The 25989-nt window shown below is 66.2% G+C and carries 24 protein-coding genes; 20 read left to right on the top strand and 4 right to left on the bottom strand.

The window, feature by feature from the left end; all coding sequences use genetic code 11:
• The first annotated feature begins 148 nt into the window (after positions 1 to 148).
• From iolC to AC6JAC_RS17675, 8 genes are all read left to right on the top strand, one after another.
• Positions 149 to 1153 (top strand): 5-dehydro-2-deoxygluconokinase, encoded by a 1005-nt coding sequence (gene iolC, locus AC6JAC_RS17710; RefSeq protein WP_028271284.1) that lies wholly within the window; start codon positions 149 to 151, stop codon positions 1151 to 1153.
• Positions 1150 to 2100, top strand: a complete 951-nt coding sequence (locus AC6JAC_RS17705) for a Cgl0159 family (beta/alpha)8-fold protein (RefSeq protein ID WP_028271283.1) — start codon at positions 1150 to 1152, stop codon at positions 2098 to 2100. The genes iolC and AC6JAC_RS17705 overlap by 4 nt, the downstream gene beginning before the upstream one ends.
• A gap of 44 nt (positions 2101 to 2144) precedes the next feature.
• Positions 2145 to 4073: a 3D-(3,5/4)-trihydroxycyclohexane-1,2-dione acylhydrolase (decyclizing) gene (gene iolD, locus AC6JAC_RS17700; protein WP_028271282.1), complete on the top strand. Its 1929-nt coding sequence runs from the start codon at positions 2145 to 2147 to the stop codon at positions 4071 to 4073.
• A gap of 51 nt (positions 4074 to 4124) precedes the next feature.
• Entirely contained in the window at positions 4125 to 5636 is a 1512-nt protein-coding gene (locus tag AC6JAC_RS17695) for a CoA-acylating methylmalonate-semialdehyde dehydrogenase (protein WP_028271281.1), read from the top strand.
• 22 nt (positions 5637 to 5658) lie between these two features.
• Entirely contained in the window at positions 5659 to 6570 is a 912-nt protein-coding gene (locus tag AC6JAC_RS17690) for a sugar phosphate isomerase/epimerase family protein (protein ID WP_028271280.1), read from the top strand.
• Positions 6571 to 6607: 37 nt separating this feature from the next.
• Entirely contained in the window at positions 6608 to 7621 is a 1014-nt protein-coding gene (locus AC6JAC_RS17685; protein WP_028271279.1) for a Gfo/Idh/MocA family protein, read from the top strand.
• Between the two features lie 85 nt (positions 7622 to 7706).
• Positions 7707 to 8579, top strand: coding sequence for a sugar phosphate isomerase/epimerase family protein (locus tag AC6JAC_RS17680; RefSeq protein WP_497965793.1), 873 nt, complete (start codon positions 7707 to 7709; stop codon positions 8577 to 8579).
• Between the two features lie 10 nt (positions 8580 to 8589).
• Entirely contained in the window at positions 8590 to 10068 is a 1479-nt protein-coding gene (locus tag AC6JAC_RS17675) for a sugar porter family MFS transporter (RefSeq protein ID WP_347899797.1), read from the top strand.
• An 81-nt stretch (positions 10069 to 10149) separates the two neighbouring features.
• Here AC6JAC_RS17675 and AC6JAC_RS17670 read toward each other — a convergent pair whose 3' ends face one another.
• Positions 10150 to 10599 carry a MarR family winged helix-turn-helix transcriptional regulator gene (locus AC6JAC_RS17670; protein ID WP_028271276.1) on the bottom strand — a complete coding sequence of 150 codons (450 nt, stop codon included), beginning with the start codon at positions 10597 to 10599 and terminating at the stop codon, positions 10150 to 10152.
• Between the two features lie 166 nt (positions 10600 to 10765).
• Here AC6JAC_RS17670 and AC6JAC_RS17665 point away from each other — a divergent pair, with 166 nt between their 5' ends.
• The 7 genes from AC6JAC_RS17665 to AC6JAC_RS17635 all read left to right on the top strand — a co-directional run bounded on the left by AC6JAC_RS17665 (position 10766) and on the right by AC6JAC_RS17635 (position 18425).
• Positions 10766 to 12031 (top strand): MFS transporter, encoded by a 1266-nt coding sequence (locus tag AC6JAC_RS17665; protein ID WP_028271275.1) that lies wholly within the window; start codon positions 10766 to 10768, stop codon positions 12029 to 12031.
• A gap of 28 nt (positions 12032 to 12059) precedes the next feature.
• A complete protein-coding gene (locus tag AC6JAC_RS17660) occupies positions 12060 to 12887 on the top strand; it encodes an aldo/keto reductase (protein WP_028271274.1) in 828 nt (275 codons plus the stop codon).
• A gap of 229 nt (positions 12888 to 13116) precedes the next feature.
• Positions 13117 to 14112, top strand: a complete 996-nt coding sequence (locus AC6JAC_RS17655) for a substrate-binding domain-containing protein (protein WP_028271273.1) — start codon at positions 13117 to 13119, stop codon at positions 14110 to 14112.
• A gap of 71 nt (positions 14113 to 14183) precedes the next feature.
• Positions 14184 to 15233 (top strand): ABC transporter permease, encoded by a 1050-nt coding sequence (locus AC6JAC_RS17650; RefSeq protein WP_454697722.1) that lies wholly within the window; start codon positions 14184 to 14186, stop codon positions 15231 to 15233.
• A gap of 16 nt (positions 15234 to 15249) precedes the next feature.
• Positions 15250 to 16167: an ATP-binding cassette domain-containing protein gene (locus tag AC6JAC_RS17645; protein ID WP_454697723.1), complete on the top strand. Its 918-nt coding sequence runs from the start codon at positions 15250 to 15252 to the stop codon at positions 16165 to 16167.
• A 111-nt stretch (positions 16168 to 16278) separates the two neighbouring features.
• Positions 16279 to 17394: a Gfo/Idh/MocA family oxidoreductase gene (locus AC6JAC_RS17640; protein ID WP_028272051.1), complete on the top strand. Its 1116-nt coding sequence runs from the start codon at positions 16279 to 16281 to the stop codon at positions 17392 to 17394.
• Entirely contained in the window at positions 17391 to 18425 is a 1035-nt protein-coding gene (locus AC6JAC_RS17635; protein WP_347899362.1) for a Gfo/Idh/MocA family oxidoreductase, read from the top strand. The genes AC6JAC_RS17640 and AC6JAC_RS17635 overlap by 4 nt, the downstream gene beginning before the upstream one ends.
• A gap of 85 nt (positions 18426 to 18510) precedes the next feature.
• Here the strand turns inward: AC6JAC_RS17635 and iolB are convergent, their stop codons facing one another.
• The 3 genes from iolB to AC6JAC_RS17620 are packed head-to-tail and all read right to left on the bottom strand — an operon-like array spanning position 18511 to position 21100.
• Positions 18511 to 19416 (bottom strand): 5-deoxy-glucuronate isomerase, encoded by a 906-nt coding sequence (gene iolB / locus AC6JAC_RS17630; protein ID WP_497965788.1) that lies wholly within the window; start codon positions 19414 to 19416, stop codon positions 18511 to 18513.
• Between the two features lie 53 nt (positions 19417 to 19469).
• Complete coding sequence (locus tag AC6JAC_RS17625; RefSeq protein ID WP_028272054.1) at positions 19470 to 20210, bottom strand: GntR family transcriptional regulator; 741 nt, start codon at positions 20208 to 20210, stop codon at positions 19470 to 19472.
• A 53-nt stretch (positions 20211 to 20263) separates the two neighbouring features.
• Positions 20264 to 21100, bottom strand: coding sequence for a gamma-glutamyl-gamma-aminobutyrate hydrolase family protein (locus tag AC6JAC_RS17620; RefSeq protein WP_497965786.1), 837 nt, complete (start codon positions 21098 to 21100; stop codon positions 20264 to 20266).
• Positions 21101 to 21140: 40 nt separating this feature from the next.
• Here AC6JAC_RS17620 and AC6JAC_RS17615 point away from each other — a divergent pair, with 40 nt between their 5' ends.
• The 5 genes from AC6JAC_RS17615 (at position 21141) to AC6JAC_RS17595 (ending at position 25974) form a co-directional block, all read left to right on the top strand.
• Positions 21141 to 21629: an SRPBCC family protein gene (locus tag AC6JAC_RS17615; protein WP_497965784.1), complete on the top strand. Its 489-nt coding sequence runs from the start codon at positions 21141 to 21143 to the stop codon at positions 21627 to 21629.
• Between the two features lie 48 nt (positions 21630 to 21677).
• Positions 21678 to 22385, top strand: a complete 708-nt coding sequence (locus tag AC6JAC_RS17610) for a FadR/GntR family transcriptional regulator (RefSeq protein ID WP_028272056.1) — start codon at positions 21678 to 21680, stop codon at positions 22383 to 22385.
• Positions 22386 to 22560: 175 nt separating this feature from the next.
• Positions 22561 to 23937, top strand: a complete 1377-nt coding sequence (locus AC6JAC_RS17605; protein WP_028272057.1) for an MFS transporter — start codon at positions 22561 to 22563, stop codon at positions 23935 to 23937.
• 40 nt (positions 23938 to 23977) lie between these two features.
• The gene (locus tag AC6JAC_RS17600; protein ID WP_028272058.1) at positions 23978 to 24751 is read left to right on the top strand and encodes an SDR family NAD(P)-dependent oxidoreductase; all 774 of its coding nucleotides are present in this window, start codon (positions 23978 to 23980) and stop codon (positions 24749 to 24751) included.
• A gap of 89 nt (positions 24752 to 24840) precedes the next feature.
• Complete coding sequence (locus tag AC6JAC_RS17595; RefSeq protein WP_497965782.1) at positions 24841 to 25974, top strand: LOG family protein; 1134 nt, start codon at positions 24841 to 24843, stop codon at positions 25972 to 25974.
• The last annotated feature ends 15 nt before the right edge of the window (positions 25975 to 25989 follow it).

Raw genomic sequence — 25989 nt, 5'->3', positions numbered from 1 at the left:
GTTGTAAATATGTCAGTACAAACCTTTGACAGGACAATAATTCTAGGGCAAAGTAGTGGTTGTGGCCCCGCTCACGGGGGTCCGCCAGGAACCGGAGCTCTATCTGTTCAGAGGTACAGAGTTCAAACCAGAAAGGTCCGCGATTACCGTGACCCACGAACTGCTCACGATCGGGCGCATCAGCGTTGATATCTACCCGAATGACATCGGGGTTGATCTGGAGGACGTCACGTCCTTCGGAAAGTACCTCGGTGGATCACCTTCCAACGTGGCTGTCGCAGCCGCCCGGCACGGCCGCCGGACCGGAGTGATCACCCGCACCGGCGATGACGCCTTCGGAAAGTACCTGCACCGCGAACTCCACAAATTTGGTGTTGATGACACGTTCGTTGCACCGGTGAAGGAATGGCCCACCGCGGTGACGTTCTGCGCGATCAAGCCGGCCACGGACGAGTTCCCGCTCTACTTCTACGGACGCTTCCCCACGGCACCGGACCTGCAGATCAAGGCCGACGAGCTGGACCTTGACGCCATCCGGGACGCCGGGATCTTCTGGTCCACCGTCACCGGCCTGTGCCAGGAGCCCAGCCGCGAAGCCCACATCAAAGCCCACGAAGCGCGGGACCGGGACAAGCTGAGGATCGGCCAGTACACCATCCTGGACCTGGACTACCGCCCCATGTTCTGGGCGTCGGAAGAGGAAGCCCGGGCCCAGGTCGCCAGGATCCTGCCGCATGTCACGGTGGCGATCGGCAACGACAAGGAATGCGCCGTGGCTGTGGGTGAGGGCACCCCGGACGAGCAGGCCGACCGGCTCCTGGCTGCCGGCGTCGAAATCGCCGTCGTCAAGCTCGGCCCCGAAGGCGTGATGGCCAAAACCCGCACCGAGCGCGTAGTGTCCGCCCCCGTTCCGGTGGAGACCGTCAACGGCCTAGGTGCCGGTGACTCGTTCGGCGGAGCGTTCTGCCACGGACTACTGTCCGGCTGGAGCCTCGCCGAAGTCCTCGACTACGCGAACGCCGCCGGCGCGATCGTCGCCTCCCGCCTCTCCTGCGCCGACGCCATGCCGACGCCGGAAGAGGTCACCTCACTGCTGGCCGAGCGCGGCCGCCTGGTTCCCGGTCAGTTCGCCACTGAAGGAGCAGCACTGTGACCCTCACACCCATCGCCTCGAACAATGCCCTCGACGACGATCCCCGCCGCTACGCCCACCTGAGCACCATCCGCCTGGAGGACCCGGAGGCTGTGGCCCGCGCCGCCAAGGCCCGGCGCCGGCACCCCGGCCTCAAGTACGGCCGGCAGAACTTCATCGTCGCGGCGGACCACCCGGCCCGCGGCGCCCTCGCCGTCGGCAATGATCCCGTGGCCATGGCGGACCGCCGCCAATTGCTGGACCGGCTGCAGATCGCACTGGCAAACCCGGACGTGGACGGCGTGCTGGCCTCCCCGGACATCATGGACGACCTGCTGCTGTTGGGCGCACTCGACGGCAAGCTGCTCTTCGGATCGATGAACCGCGGCGGGCTCTCCGGCCTGGTCAACGAATTCGATGACCGCTTCACCGGCCACACCGCCGCCGCACTGGAAGCGCTCGGGGCCGACGGCGGCAAGATGCTCACCCGCATCTGCCTCGGCGACACCGACACCGTGGCCCTGCTGGAAGCGACAGCCAAGGCCATCGACTCCCTCGCCGAACGCAAGCTGATCGCCATGGTGGAGCCTTTCCTGTCCGTCCGCGAAAACGGCAAGGTCCGCAACGACCTCTCCACCAACGCCGTCATCAAATCCATCGCCATCGCCGAAGGCCTCGGCTCCACCAGTGCCTACACCTGGATGAAACTCCCCGTGGTGGCCGAGATGGAGCGCGTGATGGCCGCCACCACCATGCCCACCGTGCTGCTGGGCGGAGACCCGGAAGGCACCCAGGACGAAGTGTTCGCCACCTGGGAAGCCGCCCTGGCCCTCCCCGGCGTGCAGGGCCTCACGGTCGGCCGGACCCTCCTGTACCCGCAGGACGGCGATGTTGCCGGCGCCGTGGCCACCGCCGCCTCCCTCCTGCACCACACCGCATCAGCCCACACCGCAGAAGTATCGGAGTAATTCCCATGGGGATCAGAACTGGCAACGCCGCCGGAACCCGTCGAATGACCGTGGCCCAGGCCGTGGTGGAGTACCTTTCCAAGCAGTACACCGTTGATTCCGTCGGCGGGCTGGACTACCGGGAGCGCCTGATCCCCGGAACGTTCGGCATCTTTGGCCATGGCAACGTTGCCGGCGTCGGCCAGGCCCTCAAGCAGTACCAGGCTGCCGACCCGACGATCATGCCGTACTACCAGGGCCGCAACGAGCAGGCGCAGTCCCACCAGGCCGTGGGCTACGCCCGCCACACCCGCCGCCGCCAGACGTTCGCCATCAGCACCTCGATCGGGCCCGGCTCCTCGAACCTGCTGACCGGCGCGGCCCTGGCCACCACCAACCGCCTGCCGGTGCTGCTGCTGCCCAGCGACACCTTCGCCACCCGCGCCGCGGACCCGGTCCTGCAGCAGCTTGAACAGCCCTACGCCTACGACATCACGGTCAATGACGCCTTCCGGCCGCTGTCCAAGTTCTTCGACCGGGTCAACCGGCCCGAACAGCTGTTCTCCGCGTTCCACCACGGTCTCCGCGTCCTGACGGATCCGGCCGAAACCGGCGCCGTCACCATCTCGCTGCCGCAGGACGTCCAGGCCGAAGCCTTTGACGTGCCCGAGGAATTCCTGGCCGAACGCGAATGGCGCATCCGCCGCCCCGACGCCGACGACGAGGACATCCGCCGGGCTGCCGTTGCGATCCGCGCCGCGAAGCGCCCGCTGATCATCGCCGGCGGCGGCGTCCTGTACGCCTTCGCCAACGATGAACTCGCCAAGTTCGCCGACCTCACCGGCATCCCGGTGGGAAACACCCAGGCCGGCGTCGGCGTCCTTCCGTGGGACCACAAGTTCTCCCTCGGAGCCATCGGCTCCACCGGCACGACGGCGGCCAACGCCATCGCGGCCGAGGCGGACCTGATCATCGGGATCGGCACCCGCTACGAGGACTTCACCACCGCATCGCGGACCGCGTTCCAGAACCCGGACGTGAAGTTCATCAACATCAACGTCGCTGCCATCGATGCCTACAAGCACGGCACCACGCTGCCGATCGTGGCCGATGCCCGCAAGGCCCTGATCAAGCTCAACCAGGCGCTGGGCGGCTACCGCGTCGGCGCCGACCTTGAACAGCAGGTCGCTGCGGAGAAGAAGCGCTGGGACGCCACCGTTGACGAAGCGTTCGACACCCGGTTCACGCCGCTGCCGGCCCAGAACGAAATCATCGGAGCCACCAGCCGGGCCATGGATGCCCAGGACGTCGTCATTTGCGCCGCCGGTTCGCTGCCCGGTGACCTGCACAAGATGTGGCGCGTCCGCGACGCCTTCGGCTACCACGTGGAATACGCCTACTCCTGCATGGGCTACGAAATCCCCGGCGGCCTGGGCGTCAAGCGCGCCGCCCTGGCGGAAGCCGCCGCCGGCGGTGCCCAGCGCGACGTCGTCGTGATGGTGGGGGACGGCTCCTACCTGATGATGCACACCGAACTGGTCACCGCCGTCGCCGAGCGGATCAAGCTGATCGTGGTCCTGATCCAGAACCACGGCTACGCCTCCATCGGGTCCCTTTCGGAATCCCTCGGTTCACAGCGCTTCGGCACCCAGTACCGCGCCCTGAACGAGGAACAGCACAGCTTCGACGAAGGCGAAACCCTCCCGGTGGACCTGGCCCTGAACGCCGAAAGCCTCGGCGTGAAGGTGATCCGGATCGAACCGGGGGAGAAAGTCATCGCCGAACTCGAACAGGCCATCCGCGACGCGAAGGCCGCACCGGAGCGCGGCGGACCCATCCTGATCCACGTCGAATCCGACCCCCTGCTGGATGCCCCGAACTCCGAGTCATGGTGGGACGTTCCCGTCTCCCAGGTCTCCGACCTGGACTCCACGCAGCAGGCCTTCAAGACCTACACCGACCACAAGAACCGCCAGCGCAAGCTGCTCGGCTGAATTTCCAGACACGCAGCCCTCTTTCCCCACAGACCAAGGAAGTCCCACACCATGTCAACGACGACCGTCACCACCACGATCAACCACTTCATCAACGGGGCCGAAACCGCCGGCGAAGGCACCCGCACCCAGCCCGTCTACAACCCCGCGACCGGCGCCGTCTCGGCAGAGCTGCGTCTGGCCAACCGGGCGGACCTGGACGCCACCGTGGCCGCGGCCCGCAAGGCCGCCGATTCCTGGGGCGACATCTCCCTGGCCAAGCGCACCGCGGTGCTGTTCAAGTTCCGCGAACTCGTCGCCGCGCATGTGGATGACCTCGCCGAACTGATCACCGCCGAGCACGGCAAGGTGCTCTCCGACGCGAAGGGCGAGATCGGCCGCGGCCTGGAAGTCATCGAGTTCGCGTGCGGCATCCCGCAGCTGCTCAAGGGCGACTACTCGGACCAGGTCTCCACCGGCATCGACGTGTTCTCCTTCCGCGAACCGCTCGGCGTCGTCGCCGGGATCACCCCGTTCAACTTCCCGGTCATGGTGCCGCTGTGGATGGCACCGATGGCCATCGCCACCGGCAACGCCTTCATCCTCAAGCCCTCCGAGCGCGACCCCTCCGCCTCCATGCTGCTGGCCAAGCTGTGGAAGCAGGCCGGCCTGCCCGACGGCGTCTTCCAGGTCCTGCACGGCGACAAGGAAACTGTTGAGGGCCTGCTGACCCACCCGGACGTGGACGGCATCTCCTTCGTCGGCTCCACCCCGATCGCCCAGTACGTCCACGAGACCGCCACCAAGCACGGCAAGCGCGTCCAGGCCCTGGGCGGCGCGAAGAACCACGCCATCGTGATGCCCGACGCCGACCTCGACAACGCCGCCGACCACCTGGCTGCCGCCGCGTTCGGTTCCGCCGGCGAACGCTGCATGGCCATCTCCGTCGCAGTCGCCGTCGGCGATGCCGCCGAACTGCTGGTCAAGAAAGTCGAAGAGCGCGCCCTCGCCGTCAAGGTCAACAACGGCACCGCGCCCGGCGCCGAAATGGGCCCGGTCATCACGCCCGCCTCCAAGGAACGCATCGTCAAGATCGTCACCGAGGCCGAAGCCGCCGGCGCTGCCATGGTGGTGGACGGCCGCGACCTGGTGGTCCCCGGCCACGAGGACGGCTTCTGGGTGGGCCCCACGGTCCTGGACCACGTCAAGACCGAAATGACCGCCTACACCGAGGAAATCTTCGGCCCCGTGCTCGTCGTGGTCCGCGTGGAGGACCTGGACGCCGGCATCGCGCTGATCAACTCCAACCCGTACGGCAACGGCACCGCCATCTTCACCTCCTCCGGAGCCAACGCCCGCAAGTTCCAGCGCTCTGTGACCGTGGGCATGATCGGCATCAACGTGCCGCTGCCCGTCCCGGTGGCCTACCACTCCTTCGGCGGCTGGAAGGCTTCACTGTTCGGCGACAAGCACATCTACGGCCCGGAAGGCGTGTCCTTCTACACCCGTGGCAAGGTAGTCACATCACGCTGGCCGGAGCCCACCCACGCCTCGGGTGCCTCCTACAACTTCCCGTCCAACTAACACCCAGAGAGACAACGCTGTCATGACTGAGAACAAACTGATCATCGGCACCGCACCGGACTCCTGGGGCGTCTGGTTCCCGGACGACCCCAAGCAGACCCCGTGGGAGCGCTTCCTCGACGAAGTGGCCGAATCCGGCTACAAGTGGATCGAACTCGGCCCCTACGGCTACCTGCCGACCGACCCCGCCCGGCTGGCCGAGGAGCTCAAGGCCCGCGACCTGAAGGTCACCGCCGGAACGGTCTTCACCGCCTTCCACCGCGGCCTGAACCAGTGGGAATCCGCCTGGGAGCCCGCCCGCAAGGTCGCCGAGCTCACCGCTGCCATGGGCGGGGAACACATCGTGGTCATCCCGGCCATGTGGCGCGATGACGTCACCGGTGAAGCCGTGGAAAGCGGCCAGCTCACCGAGAAGGCCTGGAGCGACCTGTTCGCCGGGCACAACCGGCTGGGCAAGACCCTGCTGGAGGACTTCGGCCTCAAGCAGCAGTTCCACTCCCACGCCGATTCCCACGTCGGAGCCCAGGAGGACATCGAAACCCTCCTGGCCGCAACTGACTCGAAGTACCTGAACCTCTGCCTGGACACCGGCCACGCCGAATACTGCGGGGCCTCCAGTTTGGAGCTCATCAAGAACTACCCGGACCGCATCGGCTACCTGCACCTGAAGCAGATCAACCCGGACATCCTCAAGAAGGTCAACGAGGAAAACATGACCTGGGCCGCAGCCAACCTTGCCGGCGTCATGACCGAGCCGCCGAACGGGCTGCCCGACCTGCGCGCCGTCATCGAAGCAGTGGAGGCACTGAACCGGCCCATCTTCGGCATCGTGGAGCAGGACATGTACCCGGTGGCCTTCGACGTCCCCATGCCGATCGCCAAGCGTACCCGCAACTACCTGCTGTCCTGCGGCTCCCGCACGGCAGTCAACTAACCGCCGCCCAGGCACCCGAAACGTAAGGAAAAGAACAATGACTGAAACCCTTCGCGTCGCCGTCATCGGCGCCGGCCGCATGGGCGCGGACCACATCCAGCGCCTCAGCAAGCGCATCCACGGCGCTGAAGTCGCCGCGGTAGTCGACGTCGACCTTGCGCGTGCACAGGCTGCCATCGAAGGCATCCCGGGCGCAGTGGCCCTGGCCGACGCCGACGAAGCCCTCAACAACGGCGACGTCAACGCCGTCCTGATCGCCACGCCGGGCTTCCTGCACGAGGACATCCTGCTGAAGGCCCTCGCCAAGGACATCCCGATCCTCTGCGAAAAGCCGCTCACCCCGGACGCCGCATCAGCATGGAAGATCGTCGAGGCCGAGGAAAAGCTGGGCCACAAGCGCATCCAGGTGGGCTTCATGCGCCGCTTCGACGCCGAATACGCAGCCCTGGGCCAGGTCATCCGCGACCACGAACTCGGCGAACTGCTGATGCTGCACCACCAGCACCGCAACCCCACCACCCCTGCCGGCTTCACCAACGAGATGCTGATCAACGACTCCGTGGTGCACGAATTCGACGCCATCCGGTACTTCACCGGAGAGGAAATCACCAGCGTCCAGGTCCGTCTGGGCAAGGCCACGAAGAACGCTCCGGCCGGCCAGCACGATCCCCAGCACGTCCTGGTGGAAACCGAGTCCGGTGTCCTGGCCGACGTCGAAATCTACGTCAACGCCAAGTTCGGCTACGAAGTGGCCACGCAGGCCTCCTTCGAAGACGGAATCGTCAGCATCGGCGGCGACAAGGGCCCCTACACCCGCAGCGCCGGCCGTTGGGGCGGCAACGTGACCCCCGGCTTCGAAGAGCGCTTCGGCGCGGCCTACGACGTCGAAATCCAGTCCTGGGTGGACGCCGCCCTCCGCGGCGAAATCGGCGGCCCCACCGCCTGGGACGGCTACGCCACCGCAGCATGCTGCGAGGCCGGCGTCGAGGCGCAGAAGAACGGCGAAAAGGTCGCCGTGAAGCTGAACGCCAAGCCCGCCCTCTACAGCTAGGAGGAAAGGGAAGGGGGCCGCGGCTCCCTTCCCTTTCCGTCCCGTCCCTCGCACAACCTGACTCATCCACAATGGAGTGTTCCACGTGAAAATCGCACTTGATCCAACGCCGTTCCACCACTCGCACGGCCTGCTCGAATTTCCCCGGGTGGTGGCGGACCTCGGCTACAAGTACATGCAGATGACCCCGCACGCCGACTTCATCCCGTTCTACAACCACCCGAAGGCCGACGACGAACTGGTGGGCCAGCTGAACAAGGCCTGCAAGGATGTGGGGATCGAAATCGCCTCGGTCCTGCCGGTGCTCCGCTGGTCGGGTCCGGACGAGGATGCCCGCGAAGCCGCCGTCCGTTACTGGAAGCGCGTCATCCAGATCACCGTGGACCTCGGGGTCAGCACCATCAACACCGAGTTCAGCGGACGCCCGGAGAAAGCCGAAGAATCCGAGCGCGCCTTCTACCGCTCCATGGAAGAGCTGCTGCCCATCATCGAACGCGAGGGCATCGACCTGCTGATCGATCCGCACCCGGATGACTTTGTGGAGGAGGGCCTGGCCGCCATCCGCGTCATTCGCGGCCTGAACTCAAAGAACGTGGGCCTGGTCTACGTGGCATCGCACAGCTTCCACATGAAGAACGCACCCCTGGACATCATGCGCGCCGCGGGGGACAAGCTCCGCCTGGTCCACGTGGCAGACACCATGAACCACCACGCCTCGCACGGCCTGCGCTACATCACCAACCCGCCCGGCAACGCGGTCCGCGTCCACCAGCACCTGAAGATCGGCGACGGCGACGTGAACTGGGAAGAATTCTTCGGCGGCCTGCAGGAGATCGGCTTCCTGGACCGCCAAGACACCGTGATGGTCTCCAGCGTGTTCGCCGAGGACGAGAACGCCGCCGAGGTTTCCCGCTACCAGCTGGACACGATGAACAACTACATCGCGAAAGCCCGGTAGCGGCCGCCCTATGAAGCAAACGGAAAATACACTTCCCAGTACTTCGGCCCGGCCGCAGGCCGGCCCGGCGGATTCTGCCGCAGCAACACCCAATCCCAAGGGATTCATGCGGCGTGTGGCCCTGTTTTCGACGTTCGGCGGCCTGCTCTTCGGCTACGACACCGGCGTCATCAACGGTGCCCTGCCGTTCATGCAGCGGGACCTCGGGCTGACCCCTCTGACCGAGGGCCTGGTCACCTCGACCCTGCTGTTCGGCGCGGCGTTCGGCGCCATCACCGCCGGCCGGCTGTCCGACCGGTTCGGCCGCCGCAAGACCATCATGGCGCTGGCGATCATCTTCGCGCTCTCCACCATCGCCTGTTCCCTGGCGCCCACCACCGAACTGCTGGTGCTGGCCCGCACGGTCCTGGGCCTGGCCGTGGGCGGGGCATCGGTGATCGTGCCGGTGTACCTCGCGGAAATGTCGCCGGCCGCCCAGCGCGGCCGGATCGTGACGCAGAACGAGCTTATGATCGTCACGGGACAGTTCCTGGCGTTCACCTTCAACGCAGTCCTGGGCAACGCCTTCCCGGAAGCCTCCCACGTGTGGCGCTGGATGCTGGTCATCGCAACGCTGCCCGCCGTCGTCCTCTGGTTCGGCATGCTCCTCCTCCCCGAGAGCCCCCGCTGGCTGGCGTCCGCCGGACGCTTCGGCGAGGTCCTCGAGGTGCTGCGCAAGACCCGCGCCTCGGCCGACGTCTCCACCGAATTCGATGAGGTGCGGCAGGCGGCCCGCGAGGACTACCAGTCCAAGCTCGGAACGTTCCGGGACCTCACCGTGCCATGGATCCGCAGGATCTTCGTGGTGGGCCTGGGCATGGCGGTGATCAACCAGATCAGCGGCGTCAACGCCATCATGTACTACGGCACGTCCATCCTCTCCAGCTCCGGTTTCGGTGACCAGGGCGCCCTCCTGGCCAACGTGGTCAACGGTGTGACGTCCGTCGTGGCCGTCATCATCGGCATGTCCCTGATGACCAAGGTGCGCCGCAAGTCCATGCTGGTCGTGGGCCTGGCCGGCACGGCATCGTCGCTGCTGGCGATCGGCCTGATCTCCATGCTGATCCCGGAAGGCACGCTCCGCGGCTACCTGGTGCTGCTGTTCATGGTGACCTTCCTGGCTTCCATGCAGTCCTGCATCGGCACGGTGACGTGGCTGACGATGTCCGAAATCTTCCCGCTGCATGTCCGCGGCATCGGCATGGGCATCTGCGTGTTCGTGCTGTGGATGATCAACTTCCTGATCGGGTTCTTCTTCCCGCAGATGGTGGCTTCGATCGGCGTTTCGACCACCTTCTTCATCTTCGTTGCCATCCAGCTGGCGGCCATCGTCTGGGTGAAACGGGTAGTGCCGGAAACCAAGGACAAGAGCCTCGAGGACCTGGAGCACTACTTCAAGAACGCCGCTGCCGAGAAAACGGCGGTCAAGGATCCGGCCGACGTGAAATAAGGCCACGCACGGAAGCAAGGCCACACAGCAAAAGCCCCGCGGGCGCGCTTCGGCGCGGCGCGGGGCTTTTGCGTTGTCTGCCTAGGCGTGTGCGTGCAGCCTGGGCAGGGCGTCGACCAGCGGGGCTAGCTCCGGGATCTCCTGGGCTTCGGCGAGGGCCCGCTCCAGGGTGGCGTCGTGGGCAGGACGTGCCTCGTCCAGCAGCTTGATGCCGCTCTCCGTCAGTTCGGTGTAGATGCCGCGGCGGTCGTCCGCGCACAGGATCCGCGTCAGCAGGCCGCGGTCCTCGAGCCGGTTGACCAGCCGCGTGGTGGCGCTGGCGCTCAGTGCGGTGGCACGGGCCAGCTGCTGCATGCGCATGTGCCAGCCGTCCTGCCGGCTCAAGGCATCGAGCACGGTGTATTCGACGACGGACAGCTGGGCTTCGGCCTGCAGCGAGCGTTCCAGTTCCGACTCGATCAGTCCGTGCAGGGCCGCGAGGGTCCGCCACCCTTGCGCGCGGACTTCAACGGCGTCGTCCTTGATGCCCATGTGTACTTCCCTTCGAAATGGCGTACCCCGCGGATGTGTGAAACGGGGCACAACAAATAATAGTTGCTTGCGCGCTGTATCTGCTTGTGCAACAATAAATAACGCGTCTGCAACTACTAGCTTACGCGCCCTACCCCATTCCGTACAGTTTTGAAGGAGCTTCGCCATGCCTATTGGCCTGTTAGCCCTCGCCCTCGGCGGGTTCGGGATCGGACTCACCGAGTTCGTGATCATGGGCCTGCTGCCCGAGGTTGCTGCCGACTTCGGTGTCAGCGAGGCCACGGCCGGCTGGCTGATCTCCGGCTACGCCCTCGCTGTCGTCGTCGGCGCCCTGCTGCTCACCGCGGCAGTGACGCGCTTTGAACGCAAGCCCGTGCTTGCCGTCCTGCTGGTGCTGTTCATTGCCGGCAACCTGATCTCGGCCATCGCCCCCGGCTACTCCATGATGATGGTCGGCCGGATCGTTGCCGCACTGGCCCACGGTGCGTTCTTCGGTATCGGTGCCGTGGTGGCCGCTGACATGGTTGCCCCCACCAAAAAAGCCGGTGCCATCGCCTTTATGTTCACCGGACTCACGGCCGCCAACGTCCTGGGCGTGCCGTTCGGCACCATGCTGGGGCAGGCCGCGGGCTGGCGCTCCACGTTCTGGGCCATCACGGTCATCGGCGTCCTCGCCCTGATCGGCATCCTGACCCTGGTGCCCAGGACCGGCCACGGCGACGCGGCTGCCCAAGCCTCCTCCGGCGGCCTCCGGGGCGAGCTGCGCGCCTTCCGCTCCGGCCAGGTCTGGCTGTCCATCCTGGTCACCATCCTCGGTTACGGCGGCATGTTCGGCGCCTTCACCTATATCGCCTTCACCCTCACCGAAGTTTCCGGATTCGCAGCCTCCACGGTGCCCTGGCTCCTCATCCTCTTCGGCGTCGGACTGTTCGTCGGCAACACCGTGGGCGGCAAGGCCGCGGACCGCAATGTGGACCGCACCCTGCTGGTTGTCCTTGCGGTGCTGGTGGTGGTCCTCGTGGCCTTCGCCCTGACTGCCGGCAACCAGCCCCTCACCATTGCCTCCATCGTGCTGATGGGCGGCTTCGGATTCGCCACGGTCCCCGGACTCCAGATGCGCGTCATGAAGTACGCCAGCAGCGCCCCCACCCTGGCGTCCGGTGCCAATATCGGTGCCTTCAACGTGGGGAACGCCCTTGGCGCCTGGCTCGGCGGCGTGACCATCACGGCCGGGCTCGGCTACACCTCACCGATCTGGGCCGGTGCGGTGATCACCGTCCTCGGGCTCGGTGTGATGGCTTTCGCCGCCGCCAAGGCCGGCAGGCGCGCCGACAACGGTACGACGGCGGCAGTCCCCGCACCCGCTGGTGGCGACTCACCCGCCGCTGTTGAAGCACCCGCCGGTGTTGAAGCGCCCGCCGGTGCCCGCTGACTTGAAGACCACCAACACAGGAGTAGCCATGACTTCCATACCCTCCGTCACGCTCAACAACGGCGTGGAAATGCCGCAGCTCGGCTTCGGCGTCTTCCAGGTGCCCGACGACGAAACCGCGGCGGCGGTCAGCGCCGCCCTTGCCGCCGGCTACCGAAGCATCGATACGGCGTCCATCTACGGAAACGAGGAAGGCGCCGGCCGCGCGCTGGCTGGGTCCGGCATCACCCGCGAGGAGCTGTTCGTGACCTCCAAGCTCTGGATTGACGACCTCGGCCGCGAGGCCACCCTTGCCGCGTTCGACGCAAGCCTGGCCAGGCTCGGGCTCGATTACCTTGACCTCTATTTGATCCACTGGCCTGCTCCGGAATCCGGCAGGTACGCCGACTCGTGGCTGGCCCTGGAGCAGCTCCTGACGGACGGCAGGGTCCGGGCCATCGGAGTCTCCAACTTCCTCCCTGAGCATCTGCAGCGGGTGATTGAGCTGGGCGGAACAGTTCCTGCGGTCAACCAGGTGGAGCTCCACCCTGCCCTGCAGCAGCGCGACGTCCAGGCGTTCGGTGATGCGCACGGCATAGCCACCGAGGCCTGGAGCCCGCTGGCGCAGGGTGCGGTGCTGGACCACCCCGCCGTCGTCGATATCGCAGCACGGCATGGCCGTAGCCCGGCGCAGGTTGTGCTGCGCTGGCACCTGCAGCAGGGGAGGGTTGTCATTCCCAAATCGGTGACCCCCGCCAGGATCCGGGAGAACCTGGATGTCTTCGGGTTCACCCTCACCGTGGAGGATTTGGAAGCCATTGACGCCCTGGAACGGGACGGGCGCACCGGGCCGCATCCCGCCAGCTTCCACGGCTGAGGAGCGTGCCCCCAGGGCTGATCAAGGGCTCTCACCGCGGCGCCGGGGATGTCGGCATCAGCCGTCATCCCCGGCGTTTTTGGTGTCTTATGCCAGCGTTTCACGTCAAAACATCCTAATGTCAGGACAAACTATTGACATTAGTGAGCTGAATCACCATGATCTAGGTAGACAGTGCTCCGGCGGCTGCAGAGTGGCAGCCCGGAACCTGAGATCAAAGGAGATTAACGTGGCAAAATTTTCCTGGCGCAAGGCGGCTCTCGTTGCGGCGGTGGTGCCGATGATGGCGCTGAGCGCTTGCTCAAGCACGGGCGGAAAGCCTGCCGAGAGCGGTGGCGGCGCAGGCGGCGGCCAGGTGGCCACCACCGAGCGCATCAAGATCGCCCTCATCACCCACGCCGCAGCGGGGGACACCTTCTGGGACATCGTCCGCAAGGGCGCTGAGGAAGCCGCCGCGAAGGACAACGTGGAACTGCTCTACACCTCCGATCCGGAAGGCGGCCGCCAGGCCCAGCTGATCGAACAGGCCGTTGACCAGAAGGTGGACGGCATCGCGGTCACCCTGGCCAAGCCGGACGCCTTGAAGGATGCCCTGAAGAAAGCCACTGACGCCGGCATCCCCGTCGTCAGCCTCAACGCGGGTGAAGACGCTTCCAAGCAGCTCGGAGCCTTCACCCACTTCGGCTCAAACGAAAAGCTCGCCGGACAGGCAGTCGGTGAGAAGCTGGCTTCGCTGAACTTCAAGCACCCCATCTGCATCATCCAGGAGCAGGGCCACGTGGGCCTGGAAGCGCGTTGCGCGGGCGTGAAGGCGAAGGTAGCCGGCACCGAGATCCTGTATGTCAACGGCCGCGACATGACCGAAGTTTCCTCCACCATCACGGCCAAGCTGCAGGCCACCAAGGACGCTGACGCGATCATCGGCCTCGGCGCCCCCATCACCCTGACCGCGCTGAAGTCCATCGCCGACTCCGGCAGCTCCGCGAAGGCGGCGTCGTTCGACATGAATGCCGACCTGGCGCAGAAGATCGTGGACGGAACGGTCCTGTTCACGGTGGACCAGCAGCCCTGGCTGCAGGGATACGGCTCCATCGATGCGCTGTGGCAGTTCAACCGTGGCGGCTTCGAAGTGGGCGGCGGACTGCCTGTCCTGACCGGCCCCACTGTTGTGGACAAGGACTCCGCCGCCGACGTCCTCAAATTCGCCCAGCAGGGCGTCCGCTAACCAGCAGGCATCCCTGGCCGCGGGAGGGCCGGCCATCGGTTCTCCCGCAGCCAGACCAACAAGGAGTTTCCATGACACAGACGTTAGCCAAGCCGGCCCCGCTGGCACCGGATGAGCGGATCGGCCGCCGCAGCCCGTTCCAGAAGCTGCTCGGGCGGCCCGAAGTCGGCGCCCTGGTAGGCGCAATAGTCCTGTTCGTTTTCTTCTCAGTGGTTTCATCCACCTTCATCCAGCCGAGCTCGTTCGCGACTGTGCTGTACGGATCCTCCACCATCGGCATCATGGCGGTGGGCGTGTCACTGCTGATGATCGGCGGCGAGTTCGACCTCTCCACCGGTGTTGCAGTGATCAGCTCCGCACTGACCGCCTCCATGTTTGCGTGGTACTTCTCCCTCAACGTCTGGGTCGGTGTTGCCCTGGCCCTGGTGGTGTCACTCACCATCGGTTTCATCAACGGCTGGATCCTGGTGAAGACCAAGCTGCCCAGCTTTATCGTCACGCTGGCCACGTTCCTGATGCTGACCGGCCTGAACCTGGCCCTGACCCGCATGATCTCCAACGGTGTATCGTCCCCGTCGATCGCGCAGATGGATGGCTTTGCCTCGGCCCGGGCGGTCTTCGCTTCGTCGGTGAACATTGCCGGTGTTGAAGTGAAGATCACCGTGTTCTTCTGGATCGTCCTGGTGGCCGTGGCGTCCTGGGTGCTGCTGCGCACCAAGGTGGGCAACTGGATCTTCGCCGCCGGCGGCGACGCCAACGCCGCCCGCGCCGTGGGTGTTCCGGTCACCAAGACCAAGATCGGCCTGTTCATGGCGGTCGGTTTCTGCGGCTGGGTCCTGGGCATGCACAACCTCTTCGCGTTCGACTCCGTGCAGTCCGGTGAGGGTGTGGGCAACGAGTTCCTCTACATCATCGCCGCGGTGATCGGCGGCTGCCTGCTGACCGGCGGCTACGGCTCGGCGGTGGGCGGCGCGATCGGCGCGTTCATCTTCGGCATGGCCAACAAAGGCATCGTGTACGCGCAGTGGAACCCGGACTGGTTCAAGTTCTTCCTGGGCCTGATGCTGCTGCTGGCCACCATCGTCAATCTCATCGTCAAGCGCCGCGCGGAACTGAAGTAAAGGGGCCTCCGAGAACATGAATGCCAAAGAGATCGACCAGCAGACCCTGCTGCAGAACGAAACGGACCCGCTGACCCACACCCCGGTGCACCTGCTCGCCCTGGAAAAGGTCGGGAAGAACTACGGCAACATCGTCGCGCTCAGCGATGTGACCATGGCCGTGGACAACGGCCGCGTCACCTGCGTCCTGGGCGACAACGGCGCCGGCAAGTCCACCCTGATCAAGATCATCGCCGGCCTGCACCAGCACGACCACGGCGTCCTGAAGGTCATGGGGGAGGACCGGAAATTCACCTCCCCGCGTGACGCGCTCGATGTCGGCATCGCCACCGTGTACCAGGACCTCGCCGTCGTCCCGTTGATGCCGATCTGGCGGAACTTCTTCCTCGGCTCCGAACTGACCTCCGGGTTCGGGCCGTTCAAGAGCCTGGATGTGCAGCAGATGAAGGACATCACCAAGCATGAACTGGCCGAGATGGGCATCGACCTCCGGGACGTGGAGCAGCCCATCGGCCAGCTCTCCGGCGGTGAACGCCAGTGCGTCGCGATCGCCCGCGCCGTGTACTTCGGCGCGAAGGTCCTGATCCTGGACGAACCCACCGCGGCCCTGGGCGTGAAGCAGTCCGGCGTGGTGCTGCGCTACATCCTGCAGGCCCGCGACCGCGGCCTGGGCGTCATCTTCATCACCCACAACCCGCACCACGCCTTTCCCGTCGGTGACCGGTTCCTGCTCCTCAAACGCGGCAAGTCCATCGGCTACTACGACAAGAAGGACATCACCCTCGACGAGCTCACCGCGCAGATGGCCGGCGGCGCGGAACTGGCCGAACTCGCCCACGAACTCGAACAACTCGGCGGCCACAGCGAGGTTGTCAAGGAAGTCAAGAGCGAAGTGGCCGACGTCGCCCAGACCACCGGCAAAGCGTACAGCTGACCCAACGCCACGGGCAGGGCCCGCCCACCCGGGCCGGCCCTGCTCAGCCATGCAATGGCCAGGCAGCAGCCGGGCAGAAGCATCTTCGGACCAATTGAAAGGACCGGCCACTTGGCCTACATCACTCAACACTCTGCCGGAGTCCCGGCGCCGGTGCGGATCGGACTCATCGGCTCGGGCTGGATGGGGGCATTCCACGCCGACAGCATCGCCCGCCGCGTTCCGGGCGCCGTCCTTGCGGCCATCGCCGACCCCAACGTGGAATCCGCGGAAGCCCTGGCCCGGTCCCTGGGCGCCGCCAAGGTCACCCCCAACGCCGAGGACATCCTGGCGGATCCCGAGATTGACGCAGTGATCATCGCGAGCCCGGCGCGTTTCCATTCCTCCCTCATCGCCCAGGCAGCCGCCGCCGGCAAGCACGTGTTCTGCGAGAAGCCCGCCGGCCAGGGGCTTGAGGAGCTGGACGCCGCCCTCGCCGCGGTGCAAGCATCGGGGGTCCACTTCCAGGTCGGTTTCAACCGCCGGTACGCGGAGGATTTCCTGGCCGCCAAGAAGGACCTTTCCGCCGGCGTGGCCGGAACACCGCAGCTCCTGCGGTCGCTGACCAGGGATCCCGGGAACGGAAGCATCCCGAACGCAGCCAGGGTCCCGGCCTGGACCATTTTCCTTGAAACCCTCATCCACGATTTCGACACGCTCAACTGGTTCAACGAAGGCGCCGAGCCCGTGGAGGTCTACGCCGTTGCCGACGCCCTCGTGGAGCCAGGGCTGCGGGACCAGGGCTTCCTGGATACAGCCGTTGTGACCATCCGCTACAGCAACGGCGCCATCGCCGTGGCTGAGGCAAACTTCAGCGCACTGTACGGGTACGACATCCGCGGCGAGGTCTTCGGCTCAAAGGGGATGGTGCAGGCCGGCCGTGCCACGGAAACGGCGGCCCGCCGCTTCACGTCCGAGGGAATGTCCGCCGACACGCCGCGGCTCAACGTTGAACTGTTCCGGCAGGCCTACACGGATGAACTAGCTGACTTCGCTGCTGCGGTGCGTGCCAGGCGCGACGGCCTGCCGCCGTCGTCGTCCGACGTCACCCTCACACCCGGTGCATCGGACGCGAGGCGTGCGCTGGCGATGGCGCTGGCCTGCATCGAATCGGTCAAACACGGCGCCCCGGCGCCCGTGCCGGCTCCGGCAGCATCAACCGTCGCATATGCAGGGGAGAAATCATGAAGGACGTCATTCTTGGCCTGGTCGGAGTGGGCCGGATCGGCGTTATGCACGCCAACAACATCGCCGCGCTGAACGGCGTCCTCAATCCGGGCGGCATCAACGTGAGGCTCCGGCTCACCGACGTGGCCGAAGACCACGCGCGGACCGTTGCAGCAGGGCTGGGCGCCGAGTTCCTGCCCTCGGTGGAAGCGCTTTTGTCCTCCGGGCTGGACGGCCTGGTCATTGCCACGGGAACGGCCACGCACCCTGAGCTGATCAAGGCGGGCGTGGATGCCGGGATCCCGGTCTTCTGCGAGAAACCGGTGGCATTGAACGTGGCGGATGCCGTACCGGTACTCGACTACATCCGCGACAACAACGGCGTGGTCCAGATCGGCCACCAGCGCCGCTTCGACGCCGGCTACCTGGAGGCGCGGCGCGCCTACCAGGCCGGTGAGCTGGGCTGGATCCATTCGCTGCGCGCCGTCACCTGCGATATGGCACCCCCGCCGGTGGAGTTCCTGGCCAGCTCCGGCGGCCTCTTCCGGGACTGCTCGGTCCACGATTTCGACATCCTGCGCTGGCTGACCGGCCGCGAAATCGTCGAGGTGTATGCCAGGGGATCGAACAACGGCGACCCCGCCATCGGGGAGGTGGGGGACGTGGACACCGCCCTCGCGCTGGTGACGTTCGACGACGGCACGGTGGGGACCGTCTCTGCCACCCGGTACAACGGGGCAGGCCATGACGTCCGCCTCGAAATCCAGGGTTCGCGCCGTTCGCTGATGGTGGGGCTGGACGACAAGACCGCGATCGCCTCGGCCGAACCCGGCGTCGGTTTCCCGGCGGGCGAGCCGCACAAGACCTTCGCCGAACGCTTCGACCAGGCATACCGGTCCGAGATGGAAGCCTTCGTGGAGCTGATTCTGGGCCGCCGGGAGAACCCGTGCACCCCGGAAGACGCCGTCGCGGCCTCACGAGTGGCCGACGCCGCCCAGGAGTCGCTGGCAACGGGCGTCCCGGTCCGCGTGGCGCAGAAAGTCGCCAGCTGAGCCGTGCCGGCTGCGCCAACAGGCCGCGCCAGACAACTGATGCCCCCACCGCACGCGGTGGGGGCATCAGTAGTTTTGCCGGAACCTAGGCGCCGAAGGGAAGCCGCGGGTCCACGTCCTGGCCGTCCCAGGTCTGGCGAATCCAGCCGTGGTGGGGGTCGTCGCTGATGAGCCATTCCCGGACCGGGCCGGGGCCGGCCATCACGTTCAGGTAGTACAGGTCGTACCCCGGGGCGGCCATCGCGGGCCCGTGCCAGCCGTAGGGAACCAGGACGACGTCGCCCGTGCGGACCTCCGCCGAGACGTCGATGGGTCGTTCGTCGGAGGCGTACACGCGCTGGTAGCCGATCGCGTCGCCCTGCACGCCTGAGCCGGCGGCGGCCGGTCCGTCCGGCGCCACACGGGTCTCGAAGTAATAGATTTCCTCGAGGTTGGTCTCGCCGTCCTTTTCCTCGTCGTGCTTGTGCGGGGGATAGGAGGACCAGTTACCCGCGGGAGTGAGAACTTCGCAGACGATAAAGCGGTCGGCCTCCAGTGCGGCGGGGGTGCCGAAGTTGTGCACCTGGCGGGAGCAGTTGCCGGCGCCCCGCAGCTCCACTGGCGTCTCGGAGGCTGTGACGAGGCGGGTGGGGTAGGAGGCCTTTGCCGGTGCCGTGGCCACGGCAACCCTGCCGCCGGCCTCCGAGCTGATGGTGACTGCCGTGTCTGTGCCCGTGTACAGGACGTCGCTGGGACCGTGGAAGACGCTCGCCCTGCCGGCCAGCCGGTAGTCCTGGCCGTCGACGGTGGCGGTGAAGGATCCGCTGAGCGGAACCACGATGCGCTCCTCGCCGGCAGCGGGGAGTTCGACGGCGGCACCTGGTGCCAGCGTCGCGACTTTGATTCCGGTGTGGGCCCAGCCGTCCACCTCAAGGGCGGAATCGGAGGTTCCCAGGGAGACGTCCCACTTGCCGTCGGCGGCGGAACCCAGCGGATATACCCAGTTGGCCATAGATTTTGTTCTTTCGTTTAAGTGCTTGCTGCCGCAGCGGTTAGCGCTGGCGCCTATCGCTGGACAAGGGTCATTTCAAAGCTGTACGAGTCTGCCCGGTAGACGTGGTGCCCGGTTTCCACCATGCGCCCCGTATCGTCCACGGCCGTGCGTTCCATGGTGACCAAGGCCAGCCCGGGTTCGGTATCCAGCAGCGGTGCCTGGTAGTCGTTCGCCACCATGGCGCCGATGCGCTGCGAGGCCAGGCGGAAGTTCACTCCGCCGTTGCGCAGGATCGCGTACAGGCCCTGGGCGGCGAGCTGGGCTTCATCGATGGTGGTGATGTCGTCTCGGACCCAGTTTTCCATCAGGGCCAGCGGCTTGCCGCCCACTTTGCGCAGGCGCGTGAAGTGGTAGACCTTCGCGCCGGCCGGGAGCTGCAGGGCTGTGCGTGTGGCGGCGTCGGCCTCGATGTGGGAGAAGCTGAGCACCTCGGTGGTGGGCTTGCTCCCGTTGTTGGTGAGGTCGTCGTAGAGGCTGGAGAGTTCCAGCGGCCGCCGGACCTGGCTGGAAACCACCTGTGTTCCCACCCCGCGCTTGCGCACCAGGAGCCCGGAACGCACCAGCTCGTCCATGGCCTTGCGCATGGTGGGCCGGGACAGGTTGAGCTGGGCGGCGAGGTCGATCTCGTTGTCCAGCCGGCTGCCCGGCGGGAGGAGTCCGGTGTGGATGGCGGCCTCGATGCCCTGAACCACCTGATGGTAGAGGGGCACCGGCGAAGAGCGGTCGATGCTGAGATTAAGTTGATTCGCCACTGAGCGCTCCCTTGTGCTCCGCGGCCTCCGAGGGTGCCCGGGTGCCGCGTATGTCAGCCTATGTTCTCTTGATAGGACATACTGCCGTTTTGACGATAATAGCAGGCATCCACGAATGCCCGGAAGGGTGCAACACGTTCCTCGGCCGGGAGTTCCAGCACTTCGGGGTGCCACTGAACGGATGCCACCCAGCGGGCGGGATCCTCCAATGCTTCCACGGTGCCGTCGCCGGCGACCGCCGTGACGATCAGCCCGTCGGCCACCCGCGCCACGGCCTGGTGGTGGCCGGAGGCGATCCTGACCGTCAGGCCGTGCGCCGTGCCTTGCGATGCGTAGAGGCGTCCCACCTTGGACCCGGGAATAATGTCAACGTCGTGCCAGGCCCACGCTCCCGCGCCGCCGCCTTCACCGCCGCCAACCGCCGCGTCACCCGCCGCCGGCTCGTGGTGCGTTACGGGACCGTCCGCCATGTCCTGCACCAGGGTGCCGCCGTAGAGGACGTTGAGGAGCTGGTGGCCGCGGCAGATCCCGAGCAGGGGCAGGCCGGCATCGATGGTTCCCCGCGCCACCGCCACATCCAGCGCGTCCTGTGCGACGTTGACGTCATAGCAGGCGGCGCCCGGCTCTTCCCCGTAAAGTCGCGGGTCCAGGTCCCCGCCGCCGGGAAGTACGACGCCGTCCAGCTCCTTGAGCTGTTCGGCCAGCCCGCCGCCGTCGGAATCGGGGGTGAGCAGCACAGGCTCCCCGCCGCCGTCACGGACCAGATCCACGATGTAAGCGAACAGCTCGTTGGCCTCCCCGACCCGCGGGTCGGCGTCCCGGGAATTGCTCAGGCGGACCGGGATTCCGATCCGGGGACGGCCGGGCGGGGGCGGGGGAGGAGTGCGCATGACTCATTCTGCAACAGCCTGGAACGGTTAGGCTTGCCGGATGAACAACAGATACCTTGTGTCCCGCCAGCGCTTCGTCGCGGCCTCACCCGAGGCCATTTTCGAAGTGCTGGCAACGCCCGCGCTGCACAGCGTGATCGACGGGTCGGACACGGTGAAGGCGGCGCAGCCTCGCGGTCCGGAGCGGCTGTCCGCCGGGGCCAGGTTCGGCATGGAGATGAACGTGATGGTGGACTACAAGATCCTCAACACCGTCTGTGAGTTCGAGGAAGGCAAACGCATTGCCTGGCGGCATTTCTTCGGGCATGTGTGGCGCTATGTGCTTGAGCCCTCCACCAACGCCGCCGGCACTCCGGGCACGCTGGTCACCGAGCAATGGGATGCGCGGAACGTCCGCGGAAAGCTGTTCCTCCGGCTGGCCGGCTACCTGCGCCGCCACCCCGCCAACCTGGAGGCAACCTTGGCGAAGCTGGACCAGTATGTCGCCGGTTCCGGCCATGATGCTGATCAGGACCGCATCCGACAGTAATGTTGAAGGGACCCGAACCGCGGGACAAAACCGAGGGCAGGAGCCAGGATGGGCCGCAGGACACTCGTTGACGACCTCGTCGACGGCCTGCTCGATGACATCCTCGACGGCAAGCTGAAGCCGCACGATGCCATCCCTCCGGAAGCTGACATTGCGAAGGCCTACGACGTCAGCAGGCTGACCGTCCGCGAGGCCCTTAAGGCCCTGAGGGCGCAGAACATCCTCTACGTCAAGGCCGGCCGCGGAACATTCGTCAATCCCTCGGACAACTGGACCGGGCTGGACGCGATCTTCAAGGCCGCCTCGCATGGAAACGGTGCGGACCAGGTTTCCGTGGGGCTGATCGAAATGCGGCGCATGGTGGAAACCGGTGCCGCTTCCCTGGCCGCCAGGCGGCATACTCCCGAGCATGCAGAACAGATGCGCGGGTGCATCGCGGACATGAAGCGCTTCCATGAGGCCGGGGACCTGGACCGCTTCGTCGAAGCTGACATCGCGTTCCACGACGTGGTGCTGAAGGCCTCGGGGAACCCCTTCGTCCGGGCGCTGTTCGCCCAGCTGGGACAGTTGCTCTACATGACCCGGCGGGAAACGTCCGCCGTCCCCGAAATCCAGCTCCACGCCATCGAGTACCACCAGAAGGTCATGGACAGCATCCTCAGCGGAGACGCCGAACTGTCCCGGCGAACCATGGATGAACACATGGAGCAGACGTACCGCGACTACGAACGCTACGTCCACCACTCCCAGCCCTGACGCCGCAGCCCCCGCGGGCTTGACGTAACCCAGATCACGCTTCTATGATCTTTTTCATGTTCTTCCGTCAGATGTCAGACATCAGACTTAGCTAGTCGCCCGACGGATTCCCCCCACATTTCCATCGGACCGCGCCGCCCGTACCCGGGTGCCGCCTCCGTCAAACAGAAGGTCGATGATGACTTCACTCTCCATGCAGTCCGCAGGGCTCGGCGAGCTCGGTGAGCGCACGCTCCGCAAGGTCCGCCGCCGCGTTATGCCGCTGATCGTCCTGCTCTACTTCGTTGCCTACCTTGACCGCAACAACGTGGGCTTCGCCAAACTCACCATGAGCGAGGACATCGGCCTCAGCGCTGCGGCCTACGGGCTTGGCGCCGGCATCTTCTTCCTCGGCTACGCCCTGCTGGAGGTTCCGAGCAATGCCGGCATGTACCGCTTCGGCGCTCGCAAGTGGCTCGCCCGGATCCTGATCACCTGGGGCATCTTCGCCACGGCTATGTGCCTGGTCAACGGGGAAAGCACCTACTACATCATCCGGTTCCTGCTGGGTGCGGCCGAGGCCGGGTTCTTCCCCGCCATCCTGTTCTACCTGACGCTGTGGTTCCCGGCCGCGCAGCGCGTCACCGTCCTGGGTATCTTCATCCTGGCCCAGCCCGTGTCCAACGCACTCGGCGCTCCGGTGTCCGGACTGCTGCTGCAGATGGAGGGAATTCTTGGCCTGCACGGCTGGCAGTGGCTCTACATCATCGAAGGCATCCCCGCGATCCTGCTGGGCCTGCTGACCCCGATCCTCATGACCGACCGCCCGCGCGACGCCAAGTGGCTCAATACTGACGAGCGCGAATGGCTCGCCACCACCATGGATGCCGAACTGGCCGCCAAGTCCAAGGGCGGAAACCACAACTTCCTGGCCGGCCTCAAGGACAAGCGCACGCTGGTCTACTCGGCCCTGTACTTCGGCCTGGTCTGCGGCATCTATGGCCTCGGCCTCTGGATGCCCACCATTGTTGCCGCCCTGGGCAAGTTCTCCACCGCCGAAGTGGGATTCATTGTCTTCATTCCCTACGCCATCGCCGCGGTCTTTGTGTACTTCTGGAGCAAGCGTGCGGACCGGACCGGAAAGCGCGCCTGGCACACCGCCGTCAGCATGATCCTTGCCGGCATGGGCCTGCTTGCTGCCGGGTACCTCCTCCCGGTCAACCCTGTCCTGGCCCTGATCGCCCTGACCGCGTCAGCAATGGGGATCTACGGCGCCATCGCCCCCTTCCTGTCGATGCCGTCCGCGGCGCTCACCGGCGCAGCAGCTGCGTCCGGGCTGGCCCTGGTCAACTCGCTCGGCAACCTGGGCGGATTCGTGGCTCCCTACGCCGTCGGCATGCTCAAGGACGCCACGGGCAACAACCAGAGCGGCCTGCTGTTCCTGTCCTTCTGCCTGTGCGTCACCGCGGTGGCCACGTACCTCTACGCCCGGAAGCGGCCTGAAGGTGATGCCGCACTGGATCCCGCAGTGGCTGCCGCAGCGGCCGTGAACGCAGCAAAAGCCCGCTCCTGACCGACCGACCATCGACCTGACACCCGACGAAAGACACATCATGACAATCACCCCGTTTCCCGCTGAACGCACCGTTGTACTGACCGGGGCGGCGTCAGCCCGCGGCATTGGCCGGGCGGCAGCAGACCGGATGGCCAGCGAAGGCTGGTCCATCGCCATCCTGGACATCAACGCGGAGGATGCCAAGGCCGCCGCCGCCGAAATCGGCTCCAACCGTGCCGTCAAGGCCATCGGCGTCGGCGCCGACGTTTCCGACGCCGCCTCTGTGGACCGTGCCATCAGCGAAATCGAAGAGTCCCTGCCGCCGATCGTCGCCCTCGCGAACCTGGCGGGAATCAGCTCGCCGACGACGTTCATGGAGACCACCGTGGAGGAATGGGACAAGGTTTTCGCCATCAACATGCGCGGCACCTTCATCGTCTCCCAGCGCGTGCTCAAGGGCATGATCGAACGCAAGCTCGGACGCATCGTGAGCATCTCCTCAATTTCCGCCCAGCGCGGCGGCGGTACGTACTCCAAGGTTGCGTACAGCGCATCGAAGGCCGGAATCATCGGCTTCACCCGTGCGCTGGCCAGGGAAGTGGGCGAGTTCGGCGTCACCGTCAACGCGATCGCACCGGGCCCCATCGACACCGACATCATGGGCGGTACCCTGTCCGACGAACGCAAGGCCCAGATGTCCGAGGGCATCATGATGGGGCGCGTGGGTAGCCGTGAGGAAGTCGCGGCACTGATCTCCTTCCTGCTCGGCCAGGATTCCGGCTACATCACCGCTGCCACATACGACATCAACGGCGGCCTGCAGGTCTCCTGATCCGCAGCTGAAAATGTCCCCACAGGAGTGCCCCCGGTGAATTTCACCGGGGGCACTCCTGTGTGTTTGTTGCGGACTAGGCTGGCAGCATGAACGCCGCCCGCAGCCTCAGTCCCAGCCCCAGAACGCTTGAGGTTGAAAGCCTGGACAGCTTCGACCGGCTGGTGAAGGCGGGAGTCCGCAGCATGCAGGGCTGGCACGCCCAGTCCCTGGACCTTCGCGGCCGCTCCGCGCCGCTGCAAGCCATGGACGCGCAGGGCGCCATCTTCCTCGGCTGCACGTTCGACGACGGTGTGGAGGACACGCTCCGCGGCCGGGGTGCGCTCATCTTCCCCAAGCTGGCCAGCGTGCCCTTCAATCCGTACCGCGGGCAGCTCTATTCGCCGCAGGAGCTCTACTCCGGTCCCGCCGGCGGGCGGTACGAATCAACACTGGACGCCCGGATCTACCAGTGGAGCATCCGGCCCGGCCAGCGGCACCGGCTGGATGCCACGCTCGCCGCAGCCCTGCATGACCACTCGGTCGGTGACGCCCTGGATGAGCTGACCCGCTCGGACCTGTGCCGCGGCCGCCCGATGGTGGGCGTGATGGGCGGCCACACCGCAAGGCGCGGGACACCGGCGTTCGAGGAGGCCGCCATAGCTGGCCGGCTCCTTGCCGCAAGCGGCAGGGTAGTGGCCACCGGCGGCGGGCCCGGTGCCATGGAGGCCGCCAACATGGGCGCCTACCTCAGCGAACTGCCGGACGCGGACTTCCACGCAGCGCTGGCACAGCTCGAAGCCGTACCCGGGTTCCGCCCCTCGGTGTCGGCGTGGGCGCGGACCGCGGCCGCCGTCGTCGAACGCTATCCGGACGGGACGCCGTCGCTGGGGGTTCCCACCTGGTACTACGGCCACGAGCCGCCCAACTTTTTCGCCACCCATATCGCCAAGTATTTCGCCAACGCCATCCGGGAGGCGGTCCTGCTGGAGCTGTGCAACGGCGGTGTGATCTTCCTGCCGGGGTCCGCCGGCACCCTGCAGGAAATCTTCCAGGACGCCTGCGAAAACTACTACGGTGCCTCCGAAACCATCACGCCCATGGTCCTCGTGGGCGTCGAGCACTGGCAGCGCCGGTATCCCGCCTGGCCGCTGCTGCAAAGCCTGGCCGTGGGCAAGGCAATGGCAGGCCGGATCTTCCTGGTGGAGACGGTAGAGGAAGCGCTCGAGGTCGTGTCAGGCTAGCAGCGGCCGGCCGGC

Source organism: Arthrobacter sp. KUASC02 (assembly GCF_059739395.1).
This window is presented reverse-complemented; position numbering and strand designations above follow the sequence as displayed.